At 71.8% G+C, this 22,446-nt stretch carries 12 protein-coding genes; 10 read left to right on the top strand and 2 right to left on the bottom strand.

Features of this window, described 5'->3' with window-relative positions; translation table 11 throughout:
• The first annotated feature begins 149 nt into the window (after positions 1-149).
• From J2S44_RS01525 to J2S44_RS01515, 3 genes are all read left to right on the top strand, one after another.
• Positions 150-989: a helix-turn-helix transcriptional regulator gene (locus J2S44_RS01525; protein WP_310408209.1), complete on the top strand. Its 840-nt coding sequence runs from the start codon at positions 150-152 to the stop codon at positions 987-989.
• A 14-nt stretch (positions 990-1,003) separates the two neighbouring features.
• Positions 1,004-1,414 (top strand): pyridoxamine 5'-phosphate oxidase family protein, encoded by a 411-nt coding sequence (locus J2S44_RS01520; protein ID WP_310408206.1) that lies wholly within the window; start codon positions 1,004-1,006, stop codon positions 1,412-1,414.
• Between the two features lie 182 nt (positions 1,415-1,596).
• Positions 1,597-2,349, top strand: a complete 753-nt coding sequence (locus tag J2S44_RS01515) for an alpha/beta fold hydrolase (protein WP_310429442.1) — start codon at positions 1,597-1,599, stop codon at positions 2,347-2,349.
• A gap of 19 nt (positions 2,350-2,368) precedes the next feature.
• Here J2S44_RS01515 and J2S44_RS01510 read toward each other — a convergent pair whose 3' ends face one another.
• Positions 2,369-4,129 carry a carbohydrate ABC transporter permease gene (locus J2S44_RS01510; protein WP_310408202.1) on the bottom strand — a complete coding sequence of 587 codons (1,761 nt, stop codon included), beginning with the start codon at positions 4,127-4,129 and terminating at the stop codon, positions 2,369-2,371.
• 135 nt (positions 4,130-4,264) lie between these two features.
• Between J2S44_RS01510 and J2S44_RS01505 the strand changes: the two genes are divergently transcribed.
• Positions 4,265-4,792, top strand: a complete 528-nt coding sequence (locus tag J2S44_RS01505; protein WP_310408199.1) for a DUF1360 domain-containing protein — start codon at positions 4,265-4,267, stop codon at positions 4,790-4,792.
• 8 nt (positions 4,793-4,800) lie between these two features.
• Here the strand turns inward: J2S44_RS01505 and J2S44_RS01500 are convergent, their stop codons facing one another.
• Positions 4,801-5,874, bottom strand: coding sequence for an NAD(P)-binding domain-containing protein (locus tag J2S44_RS01500; protein ID WP_310408197.1), 1,074 nt, complete (start codon positions 5,872-5,874; stop codon positions 4,801-4,803).
• Between the two features lie 302 nt (positions 5,875-6,176).
• On the opposite strand from J2S44_RS01500, the gene J2S44_RS01495 reads away from it, so the two are divergent.
• The 6 genes from J2S44_RS01495 (at position 6,177) to J2S44_RS01470 (ending at position 22,446) form a co-directional block, all read left to right on the top strand.
• Positions 6,177-9,665, top strand: coding sequence for a LamG domain-containing protein (locus J2S44_RS01495; protein ID WP_310408193.1), 3,489 nt, complete (start codon positions 6,177-6,179; stop codon positions 9,663-9,665).
• Positions 9,662-15,982, top strand: a complete 6,321-nt coding sequence (locus J2S44_RS01490) for an RHS repeat domain-containing protein (RefSeq protein ID WP_310408190.1) — start codon at positions 9,662-9,664, stop codon at positions 15,980-15,982. The genes J2S44_RS01495 and J2S44_RS01490 overlap by 4 nt, the downstream gene beginning before the upstream one ends.
• Before the next feature lie 63 nt (positions 15,983-16,045).
• Positions 16,046-16,972 carry a hypothetical protein gene (locus tag J2S44_RS01485; RefSeq protein WP_310408187.1) on the top strand — a complete coding sequence of 309 codons (927 nt, stop codon included), beginning with the start codon at positions 16,046-16,048 and terminating at the stop codon, positions 16,970-16,972.
• Between the two features lie 96 nt (positions 16,973-17,068).
• Positions 17,069-18,055: a hypothetical protein gene (locus J2S44_RS01480; RefSeq protein WP_310408184.1), complete on the top strand. Its 987-nt coding sequence runs from the start codon at positions 17,069-17,071 to the stop codon at positions 18,053-18,055.
• A 129-nt stretch (positions 18,056-18,184) separates the two neighbouring features.
• Positions 18,185-18,655: an aromatic ring-opening dioxygenase LigA gene (locus J2S44_RS01475; RefSeq protein ID WP_310408181.1), complete on the top strand. Its 471-nt coding sequence runs from the start codon at positions 18,185-18,187 to the stop codon at positions 18,653-18,655.
• Between the two features lie 296 nt (positions 18,656-18,951).
• The gene (locus J2S44_RS01470; RefSeq protein ID WP_310408178.1) at positions 18,952-22,446 is read left to right on the top strand and encodes a LamG-like jellyroll fold domain-containing protein; all 3,495 of its coding nucleotides are present in this window, start codon (positions 18,952-18,954) and stop codon (positions 22,444-22,446) included.

Genomic DNA, 22,446 nt, shown 5'->3' with positions numbered 1-22,446 from the left:
GGTGTGCTGTCACCAGGCTGGGCCCGGACCGTGCCGGCTTCCAGGGCCCGCCGATCCACCCCTGTCAAGGGGGGATCGGCGATCCGTGGTTGCCGGCCGGCGCGGACTGGTACAACGGTTCGGACACGTCGACGCCCGAGGAGGCACTTGTGATCGACCGGGCCGGACTAGCCGACTTCCTTCGCCGCCGGCGGGAGTCCCTGCAGCCGGAGGACGTCGGTCTGCCCCGCGGGCAGCGCCGCCGCACGGCCGGGCTGCGCCGCGAGGAGGTGGCCTCGATCTGCCACATCTCCGCCGACTACTACAGCCGCCTGGAGCGCGAACGCGGCCCGCACCCGTCCGAACAGATGATCGCGTCCATCGCCCAGGGCCTGCACCTGTCCCTGGACGAACGCGACCACCTGTTCCGGCTGGCCGGCCACAACCCGCCACCGAGGGGTACGGCCAGCGAACACATCAGCCCGGGCCTGCTGCGCATCTTCGACCGGCTCACCGACACCCCGGCCGAGATCGTCACCGAGATGGGCGAGACGCTCCGGCAGACCCCGCTCGGCGTCGCGCTCACCGGCGACCTGACGCGCCTCACCGGGCCGTCCCGCAGCATCGGCTACCGCTGGTTCACCGACCCGGCCACCCGCGCGCGCTACCACCCGGACGACCACGACCACCACTCCCGGGTCTTCGCGTCCGGGCTGCGCGCGCTGGTCACCATGCGCGGGCCCGGCTCGCGACCGGCCCGGCTCGCGGAACTGCTCCTCGCCCGCAACGACGAGTTCCGCAGGTACTGGGAGGCGCACGAGATCAGCATCGGCTTCGACGAGGGCAAGCGGTTCATCCACCCGGAGGTCGGCCAGATCGACCTCAACTGCCAGTCGCTGGTCGACCCGGCCCAGTCGCACCGCATCCTCGTCTACACGGCCGTGCCCGGCACCGTCAGCTACGAACGCCTCCAGCTGCTCTCCGTCGTCGGGGTGGGCGCCGCGGTCTGACTATGGTGGATCCCATGTTCACCGAACGAGACCGCACGCTGCTCGCCCGGCCGCTCTACGCCTTCCTCACCATCGCGCCCCGCGACGGCCGCTGGCCGTCGCCGCGCCCGGTGTGGTTCGAGGCGAGCGACGACGGCACGCTGCAGATGTTCTCCGAACCCGACGGCAAGATCGCCCGCATCCGTACGCAGCCCCGCGCCTCCGTCGTGGTCGCCGCCCCGGTCGGCGAGCCCGAACACTGGGTCGCCGCCGAGGGCACCATCACGCTGCACGACGACGGCGCCTACGACCTGGCCGCCCGCCTCGGCGACCGCTACTGGCCGGCCATCGGGCCCGAGCAGCGCAAACTCCTCGACGACTGGCGCAACTCCGGCATCGTCCGCCTCGTCCTCACCCCGGAGAAGGTCCACCGCTTCGCGGTCTGACCACGCGCGCGGTGTCCGGCCGCGCAGCCACCGGAAACTCGCGCGACAGCGCGCGGCCCGTGCCGCCAGAATGATCGACCGTGGCGTACGGCATCGCGGATCCCGACCGGCTCGGCAGCACCCCGATCCCCGGCGGACGACGGCTCGGCTGGGCCGAATGGGGACCGCCGGACGGCGTACCGGTGCTGTTCTGCCCGGGCGCGGCGACCGGCCGGACGCTCGGCTTCGGCGCCGGGCTGCTCGGCCCGGCCCGGCTGATCTCGGTGGACCGGCCCGGCCTCGGCGCCTCCGACCCGGCACCCGGCCGCACCCTCGCCGACGCCGCCACCGACCTGGCCGCGCTCTGCGACGCGCGCGGGCTCACCGGCGTGCGGGTGGCCGGCTTCTCGCAGGGCGGTCCGTTCGCGCTGGCGTGCGCGGCCGCGGGCTGGCCGGTCGCGGTCGCGCTGGTCGCGGCCACGGATGAGCTGGCCACGGCCGCCGGTCTGGCGCCCGGCGTCGCGGCGATGGTCGAGGCGGTCCGCGCCGACCCGGACGCGGCCGAACGTCACTTCGCGGGCTGGGGCGACCCGGACGGGATGTGGCAGCGGATCGTCGCCATGTCCGGCGCCCGGGACCGGGCCGTCTACACCGATCCGGCCTTCGCCCGCGCGTACCGGGCCGCGATGGCGCACGCGTTCACCCAGGGACCGGCCGGGTACGCGCGGGACACCGTGCTCGCCTCGGCGCGCTGGCCGTTCGATCCGGCCACGATCCGGATGCCGGTCGACGTCTGGTACGGCGCGGACGACACCAGCCCGGTGCACTCCCCGGACCTCGGCGCGACGCTGGCGGCCCGCATCCCGGGCGCCCGCCGGCACGTGGTCCCGGACGCGGGCGGCGCACTGCTGTGGACGCACGCCGGCCCGATCCTGGACACGCTGCTGGCCCGGTGACCGTCCGGTGGAGGACCGATCAGCCCGTGCCGCTACCCGCTCCACCCGGCGGCGCGGAAGAGCCGGGCGGCGGCTGGTACCCCGGCACCGGCGGATATCCGGGCGGCGGCGGAGAACCGGGCACCGGCTGGTAGCCGGGTGGCGGCTGGTAGCCGGACGGCGGCGGGTACCCCGCGACCGGCGGATGTCCGAACGGCCGGCCCGGGCCCGGCGGGGTCGCCGGCCACGGCTCCGCCGCCGGGGTGGTGCGGATCGACAGCCGGTCCAGGTAGAGCACCTGCAGCGCGGCCAGCACCAGCGCGAACAGCACCACCGCCGCGACCGGCAGCGCCAGCGACGCCGCACCGCCGAACGCGCCCGCGTTCCCGGCCGCGATCGCCGCGGCCGGCAACGGCATCCGCTCCGGTTCGAACACCGTGATGGTCTGCCAGTACGCGTCCTGTGTCTGCGTCACATAGGTGATCCCGCCGACCACCGCCACCATCGGCAGCGCGGGCAGCAGCGTCCGGGCCGGGTTGCCCGGCCGCGCCTCGGCCAGGCCGCGGAACAGCAGCGTGAACACCACCAGCGCCGGGATGCTCAGGTGGGCGGGCGGCAGCAGCGCCGGCATCGTACCGATCAGGTCCAGGTCGTTCAGGGTCTGGAAGTGCACCATGCTGAACGGTCCGGTGCCGACGAACAGCCAGGGCGCGAACACGAACAGCAGCAGCTCGCTGCGGTCACCGAACGGGCGCAGCGCACCGATCCCGAACCCGGCGAACGCGGCCAGCACGACGCCGTCCACGGTGGTGACCAGCGGCGGCACCCAGGTGTTGAACGCGCTGCCCACGCCCTCGAGCGGCGCCGGGCCGGCCCCGTCCCACTCCGGGAACAGCCACGGCCACAGCGCGTAGCCGGCGACCGCGAGCACGACCGCGAGCAGCACGAGCGCGCCGGCCAGCGGCAGCGGCGCGGTCGGCCGCACCCCGGTCCGCGGGCCGACCACGTCGACCCGGGCCCGGCCGGCCACCAGCACCGCGACCGCGGCCAGCCCGAGCAGGCCGAGCAGCAGCGCGAGCACGGTGCCGCCGGCCGCGCCGACGCCGAGGTCCAGGCGCCGGAAGCCGGCGTCGTAGACGGTCTGCATCGGCGTGATCGTCGCCTCGTCCGGCCCGCCGCCGGTGAGCACGGCCGGGTAGGTCCAGGCCTGCATCGTGTACGCGACCACCGCGAGCCCGGTGACCAGCCCGGTCACGGCGACCGCGCGAACCGGCCGGCCGGTGCCGCCGCGGCGCAGCGCGGCCAGGAACAGGGTCACGCCCACGCCGACCAGCAGGCCGAACAGCGTCAGCCAGACCACCAGGCCGACGAAGAGCTGCGCGGACAGCGGTTCGGTGAGCGCGCCGCCGCGGGTCGACGCCCGCCAGGCCAGCGCGAGACCGGCCGGCGTGACGATCACCATCGGCAGCACCAGGCCGAGCCGGACCGCGAGCCGGCCCGGCGTTCCAGCGCGGTGCGCCAGCCAGGCGAGGGCCGGCGCGAGCACGCACGCGGCCAGCACCGGCAGCACCGCGATGGCCAGCGCGAACCCGAGGCCGCGGAAGAAACCCAGCTCGGCGACGCGGGAGTAGTTGTCGAAGCCGGTGAACTCGTCGCCGTCCCGGAGCACGGAGACGCGCTGGAAACTGGTCCACAGCGTCCGCGCACCGGGCACGACGTACCCGGCGAGCAGCGCCAGCAGCGCGGGCACGACGAGCACCAGGCCGATCGGCCGGGCGGTGCGGACGGGTGGAGTGGTCACTCCGGTCACCTCGATCTTCCGGGTCTCGGACGCCGCGATGGTAGCCGTACCGGACAACCCCATTGGGGGGAGTGGTACGGCCTGATCAGGGGTAGTCACCGGCGACCCACCCGCGACGCCACTGGAGGAACACGGATGCTGAACACCGGGCGGACCGCCCTCGCGCGAGTCGCCGTTCAGTACGCCCCGCACGAGCACCGACCGCTGCAGGGCTACGCGACCGCGCTGGCCGCGTTCGGCGGTCTCGCGGCCACACTCACCGCCGCGGCCCGGCTCTCCGGCCGGCCGGTGCCGGAACGGCCGGCGCTCGCCGACGTCGCGCTGATCTCGATCGCCACGCACAAGCTCAGCCGGCTGCTGGCGAAGGGCGCGGTGACGAGCCCGCTGCGTGCGCCGCTCACCCGCTACACCGGGCCGGCCGGTGCCGCGGAGCTCAACGAGGAGGTACGCGACGAGGGCAGCACCGTCCGGCACAGCCTCGGCGAGCTGATCACCTGCCCGTTCTGCCTGGGCGTCTGGGTGGCCACCGGCCTGACCGGCGGCCTGGTGCTGGCGCCCCGGCTGACCCGGTTCGCCGCGACCGCGCTCACCGCGACCGCGGTCTCCGACTTCCTGCAGCTCGCCTACGACGCGGTCAAGAAGGCACCGGACGCGGCCGGGTGAGCACCGGATCAGGGCCGGCCGAGGTACGTGTCGAGTGCGCGGACCGCTTCCCGGCCGGCCCGGTTCGCCCCCACGGTGGACTGTGACGGGCCGAACCCGATCAGGTGTACGCGCGGTTCGCCGGCCACCTGGGTGCCGGCCAGCCTGATACCGCCCGCCGCGGTGCGCAACCCGAGCGGTTCCAGGTGGGCGAGCGCGGCCTTGAACCCGGTCGCCCACAGGATCACGTCGACCGGGGTGACCGTGCCGTCCGCCTCGCGGACGCCGTCCGGCTCGATCGCGGTGAACATCGGCCGCCGTTCCAGCGCGCCGCGCGCCTTCGCGGCCAGCGCGTACGGCGTCCAGATCAGGTCCGTGTAGGAGACGACGCTGCCGGTCGGCCGCCCGGCAGCCACGTCCGCGACCACCTTCGCGATCACCTCGCGCCCGGCCACCTCCGGCGTGAAGTCGCCGTCCCGGAAGACCGGTTCCCGGCGGGTGTACCAGAACGTGACCGACGCCCGGGAGATCTCCTCGAGCAGCTGCACCGCCGAGATCCCGCCACCGACGACCGCGACCCGCCGCCCGGCGAATCGCGCCGCGTCCACGTACTCGTGCGTGTGCAGTTGAACGCCCGTGAACGTCTCCTGCCCCGGGTAGCGCGGCCGGACCGGGTTCGTCCACGTACCGGTGGCGTTGATGATCGCCCGGGCCCGCCAGTGCCCCCGGTCCGTCTCCACCGTGAACTCGTCGCCCGGCAGCACCCGCGACACCGTGACCGGCCGCAGGATCGGCAGCCCCGCCCGCTCCTCGAACGCCGCGAAGTACCGCGGGACCGCGGTGCGGCTCGGCTCGTCCGGATCGATCGGTGGCTTCGCGAACCCCGGCAGATCGAAGATCCCGTTCACCGTCGCCATCCGCAGCGACTCCCACCGGTGCCGCCACGCCCCACCCGCCGCCGGCTCCGCGTCCAGCACCACGAACGTCCGCGCCGCCCCCGGTTCCTCCACCGCGCTGACGAACCCACGCCGTTTCAGGTGATACCCGGCCGACAGCCCCGCCTGCCCACCCCCGATGACGACGACGGTCGCATACTCAGGCATGGCTTCCTCACCGGCTCAAACGATCAACAACCCCTCGATGGTACGTACGTGAGCACTCCCCACCGAGTCGTGTGATCAACAGCGTCGCACGCCGGTTCGTACGTCACTCTTAGTAGCTATGTGTGCCACTATATCCGTTCTGTGAATACAGTTCGTGTTTCCTGTTTACTTCCTGAGTGTTGAGGCTCTACAGTCCGTCCGGCTCATCGTGATCACCGGGGGAGACTGTCGTGTCACGTGGCGTCATGCCGCACCGTTTTCGTTCGTCGTCGCGACGCAGACTCGCCCTTCTTCTGTCCGGTGTGACCGGTCTGTCGCTGATCCCGTTGTTCGCACAGCCCTCGGCGGCGGCACGACCGCAGTCCGAAGTGGAGCAGGCGGTGGAGTCCGGCCGCCGGGTCGAGGTGCTGTCCGAGCGCACCGAGTACTCACAGGTGTTCGCGGAACCATCCGGCCGCCTGGTGCTGGAGTCGACCGTCGTCCCGAAACGCGTCCGTCAGGCCGACGGCTCCTGGTCCGAGACCGACCTGAACCTCGCCGTGCACACCGACGGCACGGTGCGCCCGGGCGCGTCGATCGCGGACGTCAGCTTCTCCGGTGGCGGTGACGGGCCGATGGTGACGCTGACCGAGGCCGGAAAGACGCTGGAGCTCACCTGGCCGGGCGACCTGCCCGAGCCGTCGGTGAGCGGGGACTCCGCGACCTATCCCGGCGTGCTGCCCGATGTGGACCTGGTGCTGCGCGCGACGTGGACCGGTTTCACGCACGTGCTGGTGGTCAGGACGCCGGAGGCGGCGGAGTCGCTGCGCACGGTCACGATCGGGATCGGCGGCGACGCGTCCGTGCAGGAGCTGCCCGGCGGCGGTCTCCAGGCGGTCGCCGGCCGGACCGTGCTCGCGACCGCGGCCGCGCCGACGATGTGGGACTCGTCCGCCCCGGCCGCCGGCGCACGGGCGCGCACGGCGGCGCAGACCACGGACCAGTCGACGCCGGCCGGCCCGGGCGCCGCGGCGAACACCGCGACCGTGCAGACCGAGCTGACCGGCGAGGGCGACCTGCGCCTGATCCCGGACACCGGCCTCCTGGAGTCGCCCGAACCACGCTTCCCGCTTTACATCGACCCCGCCTGGGACAGGAAGCCGGCGAAGTGGGCGTACGCGACCAGCAACAACGGTGACAACCACCACGACCGGGCGCGGGTCGGCTACAACCCCGGATCCGGTTTCCTGCACCGGTCGTTCTTCAAGTTCCCGATGACCGGCCTGGGCGGGAAGTACATCCACACGGCCCGGGTGCAGATGAACCTGGACCACTCCTGGTCGTGTGACTTCACGCCGACGTCGATGTGGTTCGCGGACGCGATCGGCACCGGGAACAGCGGCGGCCGGGTCGCCTGGAACACGAGACTGCGCACCCACCTGGTGTCGGCGTCGTCGCACGCGAACAACGCGAACGGATGCGGCCAGAACCGTCCCGACATGATCGTGCAGTTCGACAACGGCGCGGTGCGCAACCAGGTGCAGTCCGGCGCGAACAGCGGCTGGCAGGACGTCACGTTCGGGTTCTGCGCCTGCGAGCCGAGTGGCGCGATGGAGGGCTACGCGATCCGCTGGAAGACGTTCTTCGCCGCGGACGCCACGCTGGTGGTGGAGTACGACAGCATCCCGGGCACGCCGGAGCGGCTGATGGTCGAGCCGAACACCGACTGCGGCGCGCCGATCTCGACCGGCACGCTGACGCCGCGCCTGTACGCCCGCCTGCTGGACGCGGACGGCACGCAGAAGCTCACCGGAACGTTCCAGTGGAAGGAGATCCCGGGTCCCGGCCGCGTCGACGACACCACGTTCCCGGTCTCCACCGCGACCGTGTCGGACCAATCCGCGGGCGCGCTGTCGACCCCGGTCACGATCACGATCCAGAACGCCAAGCGGTACGCGTTCCGGGTACAGACCCGTGACCCCGCACCGTACAACCAGTCCAGCCCGTGGTCGCGATGGTGCGAGTTCTACGCGGACACCGCGGTCCCGCAGGAACCGACGGTCACCCGGACGTCAGCCGTGCCCGAACCGGGCGGCGAGGCCGCGTTCACGATCAGCACGCCCGAACTCGACGTGACGAAGTTCCGGTACGGGTGGAAGAACCCGCCGGAGAAGGAGATAACCCCGACGCTGACGACCGCGGCGGACGGCACGAAGTCGATGACCGCGCAGGTGAAGCTGACCACGGTCCAGTACGGCGAGAACATCTTCACCGCGCACGCGATCGACGGCACCGGCAACCTCGGCCGGTCCACCAGCATCAGCCTGATCGTGAACCGCCCGTCCGGGCCGATCGCCCGCTACGGACTCCAGGCGTACCCCGGCGTGGGCCGGGACCTCGCGGTGCAGGACGACCTTCACCCCGGCACCGCGAACACGCTCAGCACCACGGACCTCACCTGGACCGACGACGTACGGGTGATCGGCGGGCAGACCGCGACGTTCACCGGCACCGCCGGGCAGGGCGCGGTGACGATCGGCACGATGCTGGACACGACGAAGTCGTACTCCGTCGCCGCCTGGGTTCGGCTGACCGACCTGAGCACGCCGCAGACGCTCATCGCCAAGGGCGCCGCGGCCGGGCAGTCGAACCCGTTCCGGGTCCGGGCCCGTCCGCTGAGCACCGGCGGCAACGCCTGGTGCCTGCTGATGCAGTCCGGCGCCGAGGTGTGTTCCGGCACGCTGAACACCGCCGGGCAGTGGACCCACGTGGCCGCCGGGTTCGACAGCGTCGACCGGCGCATCACGATCTGGGTCGGTGGCGCCGCCACCTCGGCCGCGTTCGACGCACCCACCACCAACTCGAACCTGAACGTGATCGGCCGCGGGCAGGACGCCGCCGGTGCCGTCTCGGTCGAGCGGCTCCGCGGCAACGTCGCCGACGTGCAGATCTTCAACCGTCCGCTGGTCACCGAGGACTTCACCGGCGTGATCGCGGTCCGCACCGAGGACGGCGAGGTCGACGAGGCCGGCATCCTCGACCCGATCCGGGTCGGTCAGTGGACGTTCAACTCCGGCATCCCGTGCTTCGACGAATCGATCGCGGACACCTGTGAGGTCCCCGCGGACGACATGTTCCAGCGGCGGCTGGCCACCACGCTCGGCTCCGTGGTCGACGCGGGACGCGACGGCGCCAGCCTCTTCCTGGACACCGCGCTCGCGGACGGCACCGACGGGCCCACGCCGACCCGGGAGTACGGGCGGTCCCAGCGCCGGGGCGGCGACGGGGCCTGGCAGGACGCGCCGGTGCTGCGGACCGACCAGTCCTTCACCGTGTCCGCATGGGCCGATCCGCTGGACATCGACACCGGCGCGCACACCGTCGTGTCGCAGGACGGCCCGGACCGCACGCCGTTCGCGCTGTCCCTGCGGCCGTGGACGGTCAAGGGCGTCACGTCGAACCACTGGACGTTCTCGATGATGCCGCCGTCCGGCGAGGGTGGCGACGTGGTGGCGTCGAAGACGCCGGTCAGCTACGACGACACCGCGGGCTGGACGCACGTCGTCGCGGTCTACGACGCCCCGCGCAAGCAGCTCCGGCTGTACGTCAACGGCGTGCTTCAGGGCACGACGACCAACCACATGGCGGTGTGGCAGGCCGCCGGTCCGCTGATCGTCGGCGGCGCGCTGTTCAACGGACAGCGGACCGACCGCTGGTACGGCGGCATCGACGACGTGCAGACCTACCAGGGCGCGCTCACCGACGCCCGGGTCAAGGACCTGTTCGACACCCAGCGCACCGGAGTGGCATGAGCGCGATGATGCTCCGGCGGCCCGGCCGGGCGCCGGCGTCGGTACTCGGCGTCGTCCTGGTGGGCACGCTGCTCGCGGTGCCCCCGGCGCCGGCCGTGGCGGCCGCACCGGAGCCGTTGAGAGGTCAGGTGGAGCACGTCGACGCGGACGGCGGCGAGGTACGCGGTACCGCGCCGGCCGGCGCCGAGGCCCGTGCGGCCGACCTGCCCGACCCGGTGTGGCCGGGCGCGTCGTCCGCCCGTGTGGTGCTGCGCGACTCGGGCGTGGCCAGGGCCGGCGGTGCGCCGGTGACGGTCGCCCGGGCGAGCGCGAGCCTGCCGTCCGACCTCACGGTCGAGGTGCTGGACCGGTCCCGGGTGCCGGCGGCCTGGCGGGACGGCGTGGTGCTGCGGGTCGGTGGCGCACGCGGCGCGACGGCCTCCGGGGCCGCCACGGTCTCCGTCGACTACCGCGGCTTCCGGCACGCGTACGGTGGTGGCTGGTCCGATCGCCTGCGTCTGTGGCAGCTGCCGCAGTGTGCGCTGACCACGCCGGGCGAGCCCCGGTGCGCGCCGCGCGAGCTGCCGAGCGTGAACGACCCGGCCGTCGGTACGGTCACCGCCGACGCCACGATCGTGCCGATCGGCGGGACCGGCGCCGCGACCACGCGGGCCGAGCTGGCCGGTGACGTGGCCGTGACCACCACGGCGGGTACGCTGTTCGCGGTGGCTGCCGTCGCGTCCGGCCCGTCCGGTGACTTCGGGGCCACGTCGCTGGCACCGTCGTCGATCTGGAGCGCCGGCGGCAACTCCGGCGCGTTCACCTGGGCGTACGACATCGCCACGCCGCCGGTGCACGCGGGTGGCTCGCCGGCCCTGTCGGTCACCTACAACTCCTCGTCGGTGGACGGCCGGTCCAGCGCCACGAACAACCAGCCGTCCTGGCTCGGAGAGGGTTTCGAGCTCGGCATCGGCTACGTCGAGCGCCGCTACGTCGGCTGCGCGGACGACACGGACGGTGGCGCGAACAACGGCGAGTCCACCCGGACGGGCGATCTGTGCTGGCGCAACGACAACGCGGTGCTCAACCTCAACGGCGCCACCACCGAGCTGATCTACGAGGCCGGCCGGGGCTGGCACGGTCGCGCCGAGAACGGCTCGACGATCGAGAAGACCGGCGAGTACTGGAAGGTGACCGGCACCGACGGCACCGAGTACTACTTCGGCCGCAACACGCTGCCCGGGCACGCCGGCACCACGGAGTCGGCCTGGACCGTGCCGGTCTACGGCAACCATGCCGGCGAGCCGTGCCATCGGGCCGCGTTCGCCGACTCGATGTGCGACCAGGTCTACCGCTGGAACCTCGACTACGTGGTGGACGTACGCGGCAACACCCGCTCCTACTGGTACGCCAAGGAGCTCAACCAGTACGCCACCCGGGCGACCGCGACCACGCCGGTCGACTACGTGCGCGGCGGCACGCTCACCCGCATCGACTACGGCACCTGGGACCGGGGCGCGGCCGACCGGTCGGTGACGCCGGTGGCCCGGGTCGTCCTGGACAGCGCCGACCGGTGTGTGACCGCGTCGTGCGGCACGCACGACGCGCAGAACTGGCCGGACGTACCGTGGGATCAGGAATGCGCCGTCTCCGCCGCGACCTGCCCGGACGTGAACCAGCCGACGTTCTGGTCCACCAAGCGCCTGTCGAAGATCACCACCCGGCTCTGGGACACCACGAAGGCGACGCCGGGCTGGCAGGACGTCGCGTCGTGGACGTTCACGCACAGTTTCCCGTCGCCGGGCGACGGCGGCAGCGCGGGCCTGTGGCTGTCCTCGATCGTCAGGACCGGGCTGGTCGGTACCGCGATCGAGATGCCGCCGGTGACGTTCCTGCATGAGCCACTGCCGAACCGGGTGTTGACCGCGCACAACACCACGAACAGCTGGCAACGTCTGTCCAAGGTGGTCAGTGAGACGGGCGCCACCACGCATGTGCGCTACTCGCTGCCGCAGTGCACCGCGTCGAACCTGCCGGCGTCCGCGGCGGGTAACGGCATGCGCTGCTACCCGGTGATCGGCCCGGACCCGTCCGCCCCGACCCGGGACATCACCGAGTGGTGGCACAAGTACGTGGTCGAGTCCGTCACCGAGACCGACGTGCAGCTGACCGGTGGCGTGCAGTCACCGCAGAAGGTCACCACCTATACCTACGAGGGCGCACCGGCCTGGCACTACGCCGACGACGACGGCCTGATCCAGGCGAAACGCAAGACCTGGAGCCAGTACCGGGGGTACGCGGCCGTCACCACCCGGGTCGGTGCGGGCGACGCAAGGACGCTCAGCCGCACCACGTACCTGCGCGGCATGCACGGCGACCGGGCGTCGGCCTCCGGTGGCACGCGTACGGTCACGGTGGGCGCGTCGCTCGGCGACGAGACCGTCCACGACGAGGACGCGTTCGCCGGCATGACGCGCGAGAGCGTCGTGTACAACGGCACGCTGGACCGGCCGGTGTCCAAGACCGTCTCCGTGCCCTGGCAGTCCCCGCCGACCGCGTCCCGGACCATCAACGGCGACACGGTCAGCGCACGCCACGTGAAGACGCAGACCACGTACACCGGAGTGGCACTGGGCGTCGCCGGGGAGCGCGGCTGGCGCACCGGCCGCGACCACACCACGTTCGACGACGTCTACGGGCTGGTGACGTCCGCGCAGTCCGACGGCGACCTCGGGGTCACCGGCGACGAGGACTGCACGACCTACACCTACAGCCGCAACACCGCCAAGAACCTGGTCGGACTGTACAAGCGGGTGACCCGGACCGCGCTGAGTTGCGGCACCGCGCCGGCCACGATCGACGACGTCATCTCCGACACCCGTACCTACTACGACGGCGCCGCCGGCGTCGACGCCGTGCCCGCCTACGGCTCCGCGACGAGGACCGAGGTCCTGAAGAACTGGACCAAGGCCGGCGGTACGGAGTGGGAGGACGCCGGGCAGACCGGCTACGACGCGTTCGGCCGCACGGTCCGCACCACCGACGTGCGGGGCGGCGTCACCACGACCGCGTACACCCCGGCGTCCGGCGGACCGGTCACGAAGGTCACCACCACGAACCCGCTCGGCTGGACCACCACGATCGACACCGCGCCGTACTGGGGCGTGCCCGCCGTCACCACCGACCCGAACAACCGGGTCGAGACGCGTGAGTACGACGCGCTCGGCCGGGTCGCGCGCACCTGGGACGCCGGGTGGACGAAGGCGGCACAGCCGAACAGCCCGCAGGTGCGCTACACCTACGTGTACGCCCCGAACCGCGACGCCTACCCCTACGTCAAGACCGAGCGGCTGCACGCGGGCCGGGCCTACACCGCCACGTTCGAGATCCTCGACGGCTTTCTCCGCACCCGGCAGACGCAGACCGCCGCGCGGGACGGCAGCGGCAACCGGGTGCTCACCGACACCCACTACGACGAGTACGGCCGGGTGAGCACGACCTACCAGCAGCACGTCGAACCCGGCACCGCGTCCGGCGTCTACTGGTACGAGCCGCAGTGGTCGGTGCCGGCGGTCAACCGGACCGTCTACGACCTCGCGGGCCGCACCACCGACACGATCCTGCTGGCCGGTGACGGCGTGACCAACCTGGTCGAGAAGTGGCGCACGCACGTCACGGACGAGGGCGACCGCACGCTGACCACGCCACCGGCCGGTGGCACCCCGACCACGGCGCTGCGCGACCTGCGGGACCGGACGACGGAGTTGCGGCAGCACACCACGGCCGCCGGGGTCGCCGGCGACTACCGGGCCACGTCGTACGCGTACGACCGCCGGGACCTGCTGGTCAGGGTCACCGATGCGGGCGGCAACGAGTGGACCTACACGTACGACGCCAAGGGACGCGAACTGTCCCGCCGGGACCCGGACTCGGGCACGTCGCTGACCACGTACAACGCGTTCGGCGACGTCGAGACGACCACGAACGGCGCCGGCGAGACGCTCTGGCGCGGGTACGACTCGCTGGGCCGGCAGACGCAGCTGCGCGACGACTCGGCCACCGGTGCTCTCCGGGCCGGGTGGACGTTCGACACGCTCTACAGCGGCCAGGTCGTGCGGGGCCAGCTGACCCAGACGGTCCGCTACGACAACAGCAGGGACCCCGCCACGACCGCCGAGTACAGGTGGCAGGTCCGCGTGTTCGACCTGCGCTACAACGTGACCAGCGCGAACTACGTCATCCCGGCGGTGGAGACCGGTCTGGCCGGCACCTGGGTCGTCGGCGTCGGCTACTCGCCGTACGACGGCAGCCGGGTCAGCACGTCCTATCCGCCCGCGGGCGGCATGACCACGGAGCTGGTGGAGACCGAGTTCCACGCGGGCAACGGCCTGCCGAACGCGCTCAGGACGAACCTGATCGACGTCGACTCCTACGTGGTCAACCAGCAGTACACCGCGTACGGCGAGCCGACCTTCCACCGCCGCAAGACGAAGTACGGCGCCTACGTCGAGGACAACACGCTCTACGACACCGCCACCCGCCGGGTCACCGGCACCACCGTGCGGCCGGAGAGCGCGGCCGGCACCGTCGCGAACACCTCCTACGGATACGACCCGGCCGGCAACATCGTGTCCGTCGCGGACGCCCCCGCCGTCGGCACGGCCGACACCCAGTGCTTCGGCTATGACACGATGCGGCAGCTCACCTCCGCCTGGACGCCGGGGAGCGGGACCGGGTGCGAGACCGCGCCGAGCGTCGCGAACCTCGGGGGTGCCGCGCCGTACTGGACGGACTGGACGATCGACGCGATCGGCAACCGCACGAAGGAGGTCGGTCACACCGCGGCCGGGGACGTGAGCACGACCTACGCGGTTCCCGCCGCCGGTGCCACGGCGGTACGCCCGCACGCGGTGACCGGTACGACCAGGACCGCGCCCGGTGCGTCCCCGGTCACCCAGGCGTACGCGTACGACGGCGCCGGCAACACCGTGACCCGGCCGGGGCAGACGCTCACCTGGGACGCGGAGGGCCGGCTGGTCAAGACGGTGGAGGGCACGGCCACGCACACCGACGTGTACGACGCCGGAGGCGTCCGGTTGATCCGCCGCGATCCCACCGGGGCCACGCTCTACCTGCCCGGCATGGAGGTCCGCCGGGCGACCGGCGCGACCAGCAGCACCGCGACCCGGTACTACGAATTCGCCGGAAAGATCGTCGCCTCGCGTACCGGGTCGAACACGAACGGCAGCCTCACCTGGCTGTACAGCGACCACCAGGGCACCCAGAACCTGACGGTCGCCGCGGCCGGGCAGGCGGTCACCAGCCGGCGGCAGACGCCGTACGGCACGGCCCGGGGCGCAGCGGTCGCCTGGCCGAACCAGAAGGGCTTCGTCGGCGGCGACGGTGACCCGACCGGGCTCGTGCACATCGGCGCGCGCGACTACGACGCGGTCCTCGGCCGGTTCCTCTCCGCGGACCCGGTGATGGACCTACGGGATCCGCAGCAGTGGAACGCGTACGCGTACGCGCACAACAGCCCGGTGACGTTCAGCGACCCGAGCGGCCTGCGCGACTGCGACTACGCCGACTGCGACGGCCACGGCAACAGCAAGAACCTCGACGACAACCACGACGGTACGCCGGACCCACCGAAGCCCGGCGGCGGCAAGCCCGGCGGCGGGCGGAAGACCAACGACGGCCGCGGCGGCGGCGACCGTCAGCGTCCGCCCGCGCCCGACTACTCGCTCACCTGCACCAAGGACGCCTGCACCCAGTCCCAGGACGAGGAGGAGCTGTACTCCTGGCTGGTCGCGGAGTCGTACCGGTATCAGGAGGGCATGCCGCCGAACGTGCGGGCGCAGCTCGCCGACGTCTGCCTGCAGATCAACTGCTCCACGCTCGGCAAGGCGCAGCTGGCCTGGTGCTACCGCAACCACGAGGTGTGCGCGAACGCGATGCTCGCCGCGGTCGCCACCCAGGGAGCCGCACAACAGCTGACCGCGGGCGCGAGCGATCACGGCACGATGTCCCTCGGCCAGACCAACGCGATCCGGCACGCCTCCTGGATGGCGCTGGTGGTGACCGACTACGGGTTGACCGAGGAACAGGCGCTGACCCTCGGCGTCGCCCACGAGATGGACGGTACCGGCGAGAACGCGTGGGGCTCCGGCGAGAGCAAGATCGACCTGCACAACAACCTGGTCGGGGTGAAGCTCGGCCAGAACATCAGGAACTCCGAGTACTACCAGGAACGCGCGAACCAGGCCCTGGTCATCGACCAGCTGATCATCGCGGCTCGGAGCGACGGGTGCGGCCAGTGCCTCTACGTCTACAAGTAGGCTGACTGTTCCCGCGGGCCGGCGGTGTGCCGTCGGCCCGCCTCCCGTCGCTCGGAGGTTCTGGTGAGGCGAAGCCGCGCGCTGGCGGCCACGGTGGCCGTCGTGGTCGCGTTGAGCGGGTGCGGTGCGCTCGGCGGCGACACCGGCGACGAGGCACCGGCCGTGCTGCAGGTGGCGTGGGCGCCGGACGGCACCGTCTACGCGATCACCTACGAGGGGTCCGCGTCGGCCGGCTTGGCCCGGATCACCGACGACGGCCGCCTGAGCCCGATCACCGTGCCCACGGTGCCGGACTGCCCGTTCCCGCCCACGCCCGCCGGTTTCGCCGGCGCCGTCGCCGACGTCGGCCTCACCGCCACCTGCGACGTCACCAAGACGCTGCTGCTCGCGATCTCGGGCGCCGGCATCACGCCGGTCACCGCGGTCGCCGGCCGCGCCACCTCGATGGCCTGGCTCCCCGGGCGGAATTACGCGGTCGTCCCGCAGAGCGAGGGCACCTGCGACTACCTGACCACCACCGGCCCCGGGGACCCGCTCGCCGCGATCACCGAGGCCGGCCTTCGCAACTTCCGGCCCGGCCAGGGGGAGTGCGGCCCCGACCACGACCGCCTGGACACCCCGGTCTCCGCCGGCCCGGACGCGTTCGTCTTCTTCGCCGCACCGCCCGACGGCGACCGGTCCCGCGACGACCAGGAGGGCGCGCTCCACCTCGCCACGGCGTCCGGCGTGCGTCCGGTCGTCCGCCAGGTCAGCGACGTCGACGCGCTGACCGCCGCACCGACCACCACGGCCGTGCTGCTCCGCGCCCGCGTCGCCGGCACCCACGCCACCCACCTGATCACGCTCCCCGACGGCGCCGCCTGCCTCACCACCGTCGACACCCCCGCCGCGTTCTCCCCCGACGGCACCCGGATCGCCGCCCTCGACCCCGGCGCCTACGGCACCCCGGACTACGTCCGCCGCATCCCGCTGGCCGACCTCTGCGCCTGAGGCGGGGATCCGGCTCGCACTCGACGGTGCCGGATAGTCCGGGCATCCGTGCGTCACGGGCGCCCGGACATCGACATATGTTGTCATGATGGGGTCATGTGGCGGCGGCTGTCCTATGTGTACGTGCTGGTCGGTGCGGGGCTGGTGCTCGGTGCCGTGGTGACGTTGTGGCCGATCCGGGACACGCCGGGGCTGGGGACGCAGCTGCGCATCAACATCGGGTCGAACCTGATCGACCTGGTGCTGGCCGTGCTGGTGCTGCAGCCGGCGGTGCTGGCGCTGAACCGGAACGCGGTCCGGCGGCGCAACAGCCTCGACTACCGGGACGTGATCCGGCGGATCGAGCGGGCGCAGTACCGGGTGGACATCTGGAAGTTCTGGACCGGGCTGCTGGAGCCGCGGTACGAGCGGGCGTTCACGGCTGCGGTGCACGGCGCGCTGGACCGGGACGTGCGGTTCCGGATCATGCTGACGGACCCGGCGTCGGCGGACGCGGCCGCGCGTGGCCGGCAGACCGCGCCGACGGACGCGGTCGCGCTGATCCGGCAGAACATCGAACGGCTGGACGCGCTGATCGCCGCGCTGCCGGAGAAGCGCCGGGAGCTGTTCGCGGTCGGGATCAGCCCGGTCGGGCCGGCACACGCGATCTACCGCGTCGACGACTGGCTGTCCTACGGCCGGTTCGGCGCCCGACGGGTCAGCGAGAACCAGCAGCGCGAGGTGCAGGTGCACGGCGACGTGGGCGCGCTGGCCCTGGAGGCGTTCGACGGCCGGTGGAACGCGGCGCGGCCGATCGCGGAGCACTACCGGCTGCGCGTCCGGTTCGTGGCCGGTGCCGAGACCGTCGAGCGCGACGTGCCGTACGTGGTCTGCGATGACGAGCCGTGGGTGGACCTGGGCGGCGACCGCCCACGCGGTGACGTCACCGCCGGTGGGGTGCGCTACCGGGCGGTGGAGCCGGGACCGGAGGGCGGTGCGCGGGCGGGCGTGCTGTTCCGGGCCAAGTACGGCCGGGACGACGTGCTGCTGCTGCGGTTGACCGCCCGGTCGCGCGGCGCACGCCGTACCGTCGAAGGCCGTTGATCCCGGGTCGTAGGGCCCTCCGGCACCTGTGGTGCGGCAGGTGACCGGCGCATTCTGGTGTCGCGGCGGGCCGCCGTGCGAACGGGCGGGCCGGCCGGGAAGTGGCAGAGCGACGCTGAGGAGCGGGTCATGGCTGAGAAGAACGAGGGCGTCGTGGCGACGGAGCGTTCCGCGGCCGGCGGGGGAGCGGTGCGGCTGCTCGGGCTGCTGACCATGCTGGGCGGTGCGGTGCTGCTGATCGCGGGCGCGGCGGTGTGGTTCACGGTGCAGAGCCAGCTCGCCGACGAGCGGATCACCGTCTCGGCCGACGCGGAATGGTTCGCCGGCGAGAAGATCGACGGCCCGCTGACCGCGTACGCGGAGGCGCAGGTGATCGAGAAGCACGCGCTCGAGGCCAGCGGCGGCAAGACGTACGCTGAACTCGACCGCACGGACCCGACCCGCGAGACCGTGATGACCGGGTCGTTCCTGCGCTCGTCGCTGTTCACGTCCGTGGTGTCGTTCGGCATCGCGGCCATGGCGATGGGGCTGGGGCTGCTGTTCGCGATGATCGGCTGGAGCCTCACCACGATCGGCCGCCGCCTCACCCCGGCCCCCTGACCCGACGATCGAACTCACGCGGACCGGCGCGAACCGCGCCGGTCCGCGTGTGTGGAGAGTGCCCCCGCCCGGTTGCGGTAGATGGGTGACGTCGACGGTCGCACAGCGTCATGATCAACTGGATTTGCCCGTTCTGTGAACACCCTTTGTAATTGCTGTTTACTTCCTGAGTATCGATGCTCTAGAGTCCCTCGGGCCAATCTTGATCACCGGGGGAGACCACTGTGTCACGTGGTGTCATGCCGCGCGCGTTCCGTTCGTCGTCGCGGCGTAGGCTCGCGCTCATTCTGTCCGGTGTGGTGGGTCTGACACTGCATCCCGTGCTGCCGCAGGCCGCCGAGGCGGCGCGACCGCTGTCCGAAGCAGAGCGGGCGGCGGACACCGGCGAACGGGTCGAGGTGCTGTCCGAGCGGACCGAGTATTCGCAGGTGTTCGCGGAGCCGTCGGGTCGGTTCGTGATGGAGTCGACGGTGGTGCCGAAGCATGTGCGGCACGCGGACGGGTCGTGGTCGGAGACGGATCTGGATCTGTCGGTGCGGCCGGACGGGACGGTGCGTCCGGGTGCGTCCATCGCGGACGTGCGGTTCTCCGGTGGTGGTGACGCGCCGATGGTGACGCTGGTCGACGCGGGGAAGACGTTGACGTTGTCGTGGCCGGGGGATCTGCCGGTGCCGGAGGTGAGTGGGGATTCCGCGACGTACCGTGGCGTGCTCGATGGTGTTGATCTGGTGTTGCGGGCGACGTGGACGGGGTTCACGCATGTGCTGGTGGTGAACACGCCGGAGGCGGTGGAGTCGGTTCGGTCGGTGACGATCGATGTCGGTGGTGACGCGTCGGTGTCGGCGTTGCCGGATGGTGGGTTGCGGGCGGTGGCGGGTCGTACGGTGCTGGCGACCGCGGACGCGCCGACGATGTGGGATTCGGCGGCGCCGCCGTTGGGGTTGATGGCGCGGATGGCGACCTCGGGTGTGCCGTCGTCGCCGGCCGGGCCGGGAGATGCGTCGAACACGGCGGCGGTGCGGACCGAGGTGACCGGGCAGGGGGATCTGCGGCTGATCCCGGACGCGGGCATGCTCGGTGCGCCGGAGCAGCATTTCCCGCTGTTCATCGACCCGGCGTGGGACAAGAAGGCAGCGCGGTGGGCGTACGCGACGAACAATCAGGCCGACAACTACAGTGACCGGGCTCGGGTCGGCTGGAACCCGGGATCGGAGAAGCTGCACCGGTCGTTCTTCAAGTTCATGACGACGGACCTGGCCGGGAAGTACGTGCACTCGGCACGGGTGCAGATGAATCTGGACCACTCGTGGTCGTGTGATTTCACGCCGACGTCGATGTGGGTGTCGGATGCGATCAACGGCGCGCAGAAGAACGGCGACCGGGTGACGTGGTGGACGATTCTGCGGACCGGGCTGGTCGCGGCGTCTTCGCACGCGAACGACGCCGGTGGCTGTGGGCAGAACCGGCACGACATGATCGTGCAGTTCGACAACGCCGCGGTGAAGAACCAGGTGCAGTCGTTCGCGTCGGCGCGGAAGACGGACATCACGTTCGGATTCTGTGCGTGTGACCTCAGCGGCGCGATGGAGGGTTACGCGGTTCGCTGGAAGACGTTCATCGCCGATGACGCGAGGTTGATCGTCGAGTACGACAGCATTCCGGGTACGCCGGAGCGGCTGATGGTCGAGCCGAACACCGACTGCAGTGTGCCGATCTCGACCGGGACGCTGACCCCGCGGTTGTACGCGCGGCTGCCGGACGCGGACACGACGCAGAAACTGACGGCGACGTTCCAGTGGAAGCAGATCCCGGCCGCGGGCCAGGTCAACGACGGCACATTCCCGGTGTCGACGTCGACGGTGTCGAACCAGTCCGCGAACGCGCAGTCCTCACCGGTGCAGGTGACGATCCAGAACGGCAAGCGGTACGCGTTCCGGGTGCAGACGAAGGATCCGGCGCCGTACAACCAGTCGAGTCCGTGGTCGGGGTGGTGTGAGTTCTATCCGGACACGAGCGTGCCGGCCGAGCCGTCGGTGACGCGGACGTCGGGGGTGCCGGGGCCGGGTGGTGAGGCGGCGTTCACGATCAGCACGCCGTCTCTGGACGTGACGAAGTTCCGGTACGGGTGGAAGAACCCGCCGGACAAGGAGATCACGGCGACGCTGACGACGGCCGCGGACGGCAGCAAGTCGATGACGGCGTCGGTGAAGCTGTCGACGGTTAAGTACGGCGAGAACATCTTCACCGCGTACGGCATCGACAACACGCTGAACAACGGGCGGGCTACCAGCGTCAGCCTGATCGTCAACGCCCCGCGGGGCCCGATCGCCGACTTCGGCCTCCAGGCCTACCCGGGCGTCGACCAAGCCACGGCGCTGCAGAACAGCGCGGCAGCGGGCGGAGGTGCGCTCGCCACGACGGATCTGACCTGGACCGACGATGTGCGGATCCTGGGCGGGAAGACCGCCACGTTCACCGGCACCGCCACCCAGGGCGCGGTCGCTACCGGAGTGGCACTGGACACGACGAAGTCATACTCGGTGGCGGCGTGGGTGCGGCTGACCGACCTGACCGTGACGTCGACGGCCATCGCGAAGGAGGCCCCGGCCGGGGTGTCCAGCCCGTTCCGGCTGCGGGCCCGCCCGCTGACCGCCGGCAACTCCTGGTGCCTGCTGATCCCGTCCACTACGACCACCGTCGGCACCGAAGTGTGCTCGAACAGGCTCAACACGGTCAACCAGTGGACGCACGTCGCGGCCGGCTACGACAGCGCGGACAAGCGGATCAAGGTCTGGGTGGACGGCGTGGAGACGTCGGCCGGGTTCAGCGCGCCGACGACCAACACCAACCCGATCGTCATCGGCCGCGGCCAGGATGCAGCCAGCACCGGCTTCGTCGAGCGATTCCGCGGCAACATCGCCGACGTCCAGATCTTCGACCGTCTCCTCGTGCCGGACGACTTCACCGGCGCGACCGCGGTCCGCACCGACGACGGCGAGGTGGACGAGCCCGGCATCCTCGACCCGGTCGAGGTTGGCCTATGGAGATTCGACCGCGGTGTGCCGTGCGGCGACGAGTCGAACGCGCGGCTGTGCAACGTTCCGGCGGATGACGACTTCCAGCGCGAGCTGCGGACCACCCTCGGCACGATGATCGACTACGGGCGGGACGGCAGCAGCATGTTCCTCGACGCCACGCTGGTCGACGGCAGCACCCCGAACCCGAAGCGCGAGTACGGTCAAAGCCGGCAGAGCACCGGCACCGCGGCCGAATACACGCCGGTGCTGCGTACCGATCAGTCTTTCACGGTGTCGGCCTGGGCCGACCCGGACGCGCTCGGCACCGGCGTACGTACCGTCGTCTCCCAGGACGGCCCGGACCGTACCCCGTTCGTCCTCTCGCTCCGGACCGAGACGGTCAACGGCGTCGCCGTCGATCGCTGGGCGTTCTCGAGATTGCCGTCATCCGGTGACGGCGCGGACGCGGTGCGATCGACCGCGGCGGTCACCGCCGAGGACACGGCCGGATGGACGCACTTGGTCGGTGTCTACGACGCGGAGCGCAAGCAGGTCCGGCTGTACGTCAACGGTGTGCTCCAGGGGAGCACCACCGCGAACATGCCCGCCTGGCAGGCATCCGGGCCGCTGACCGTCGGCGGCGCCCTGTTCAACGGCCAGCGCACCGACGCCTGGCACGGCGGCATCGACGATGTGCATACCTACCAGGGCGCGCTCAACGACGCCCACGTCCGCGCGCTGTTCCTGCGCGAGCAGACGACCCCGGTGGACTGA

This window comes from Catenuloplanes niger, assembly GCF_031458255.1.
Lineage (GTDB): Bacteria > Actinomycetota > Actinomycetes > Mycobacteriales > Micromonosporaceae > Catenuloplanes > Catenuloplanes niger.
Note: the sequence above shows the minus strand (reverse complement) of the source record. Positions and strands in the feature narration are given on the sequence as shown.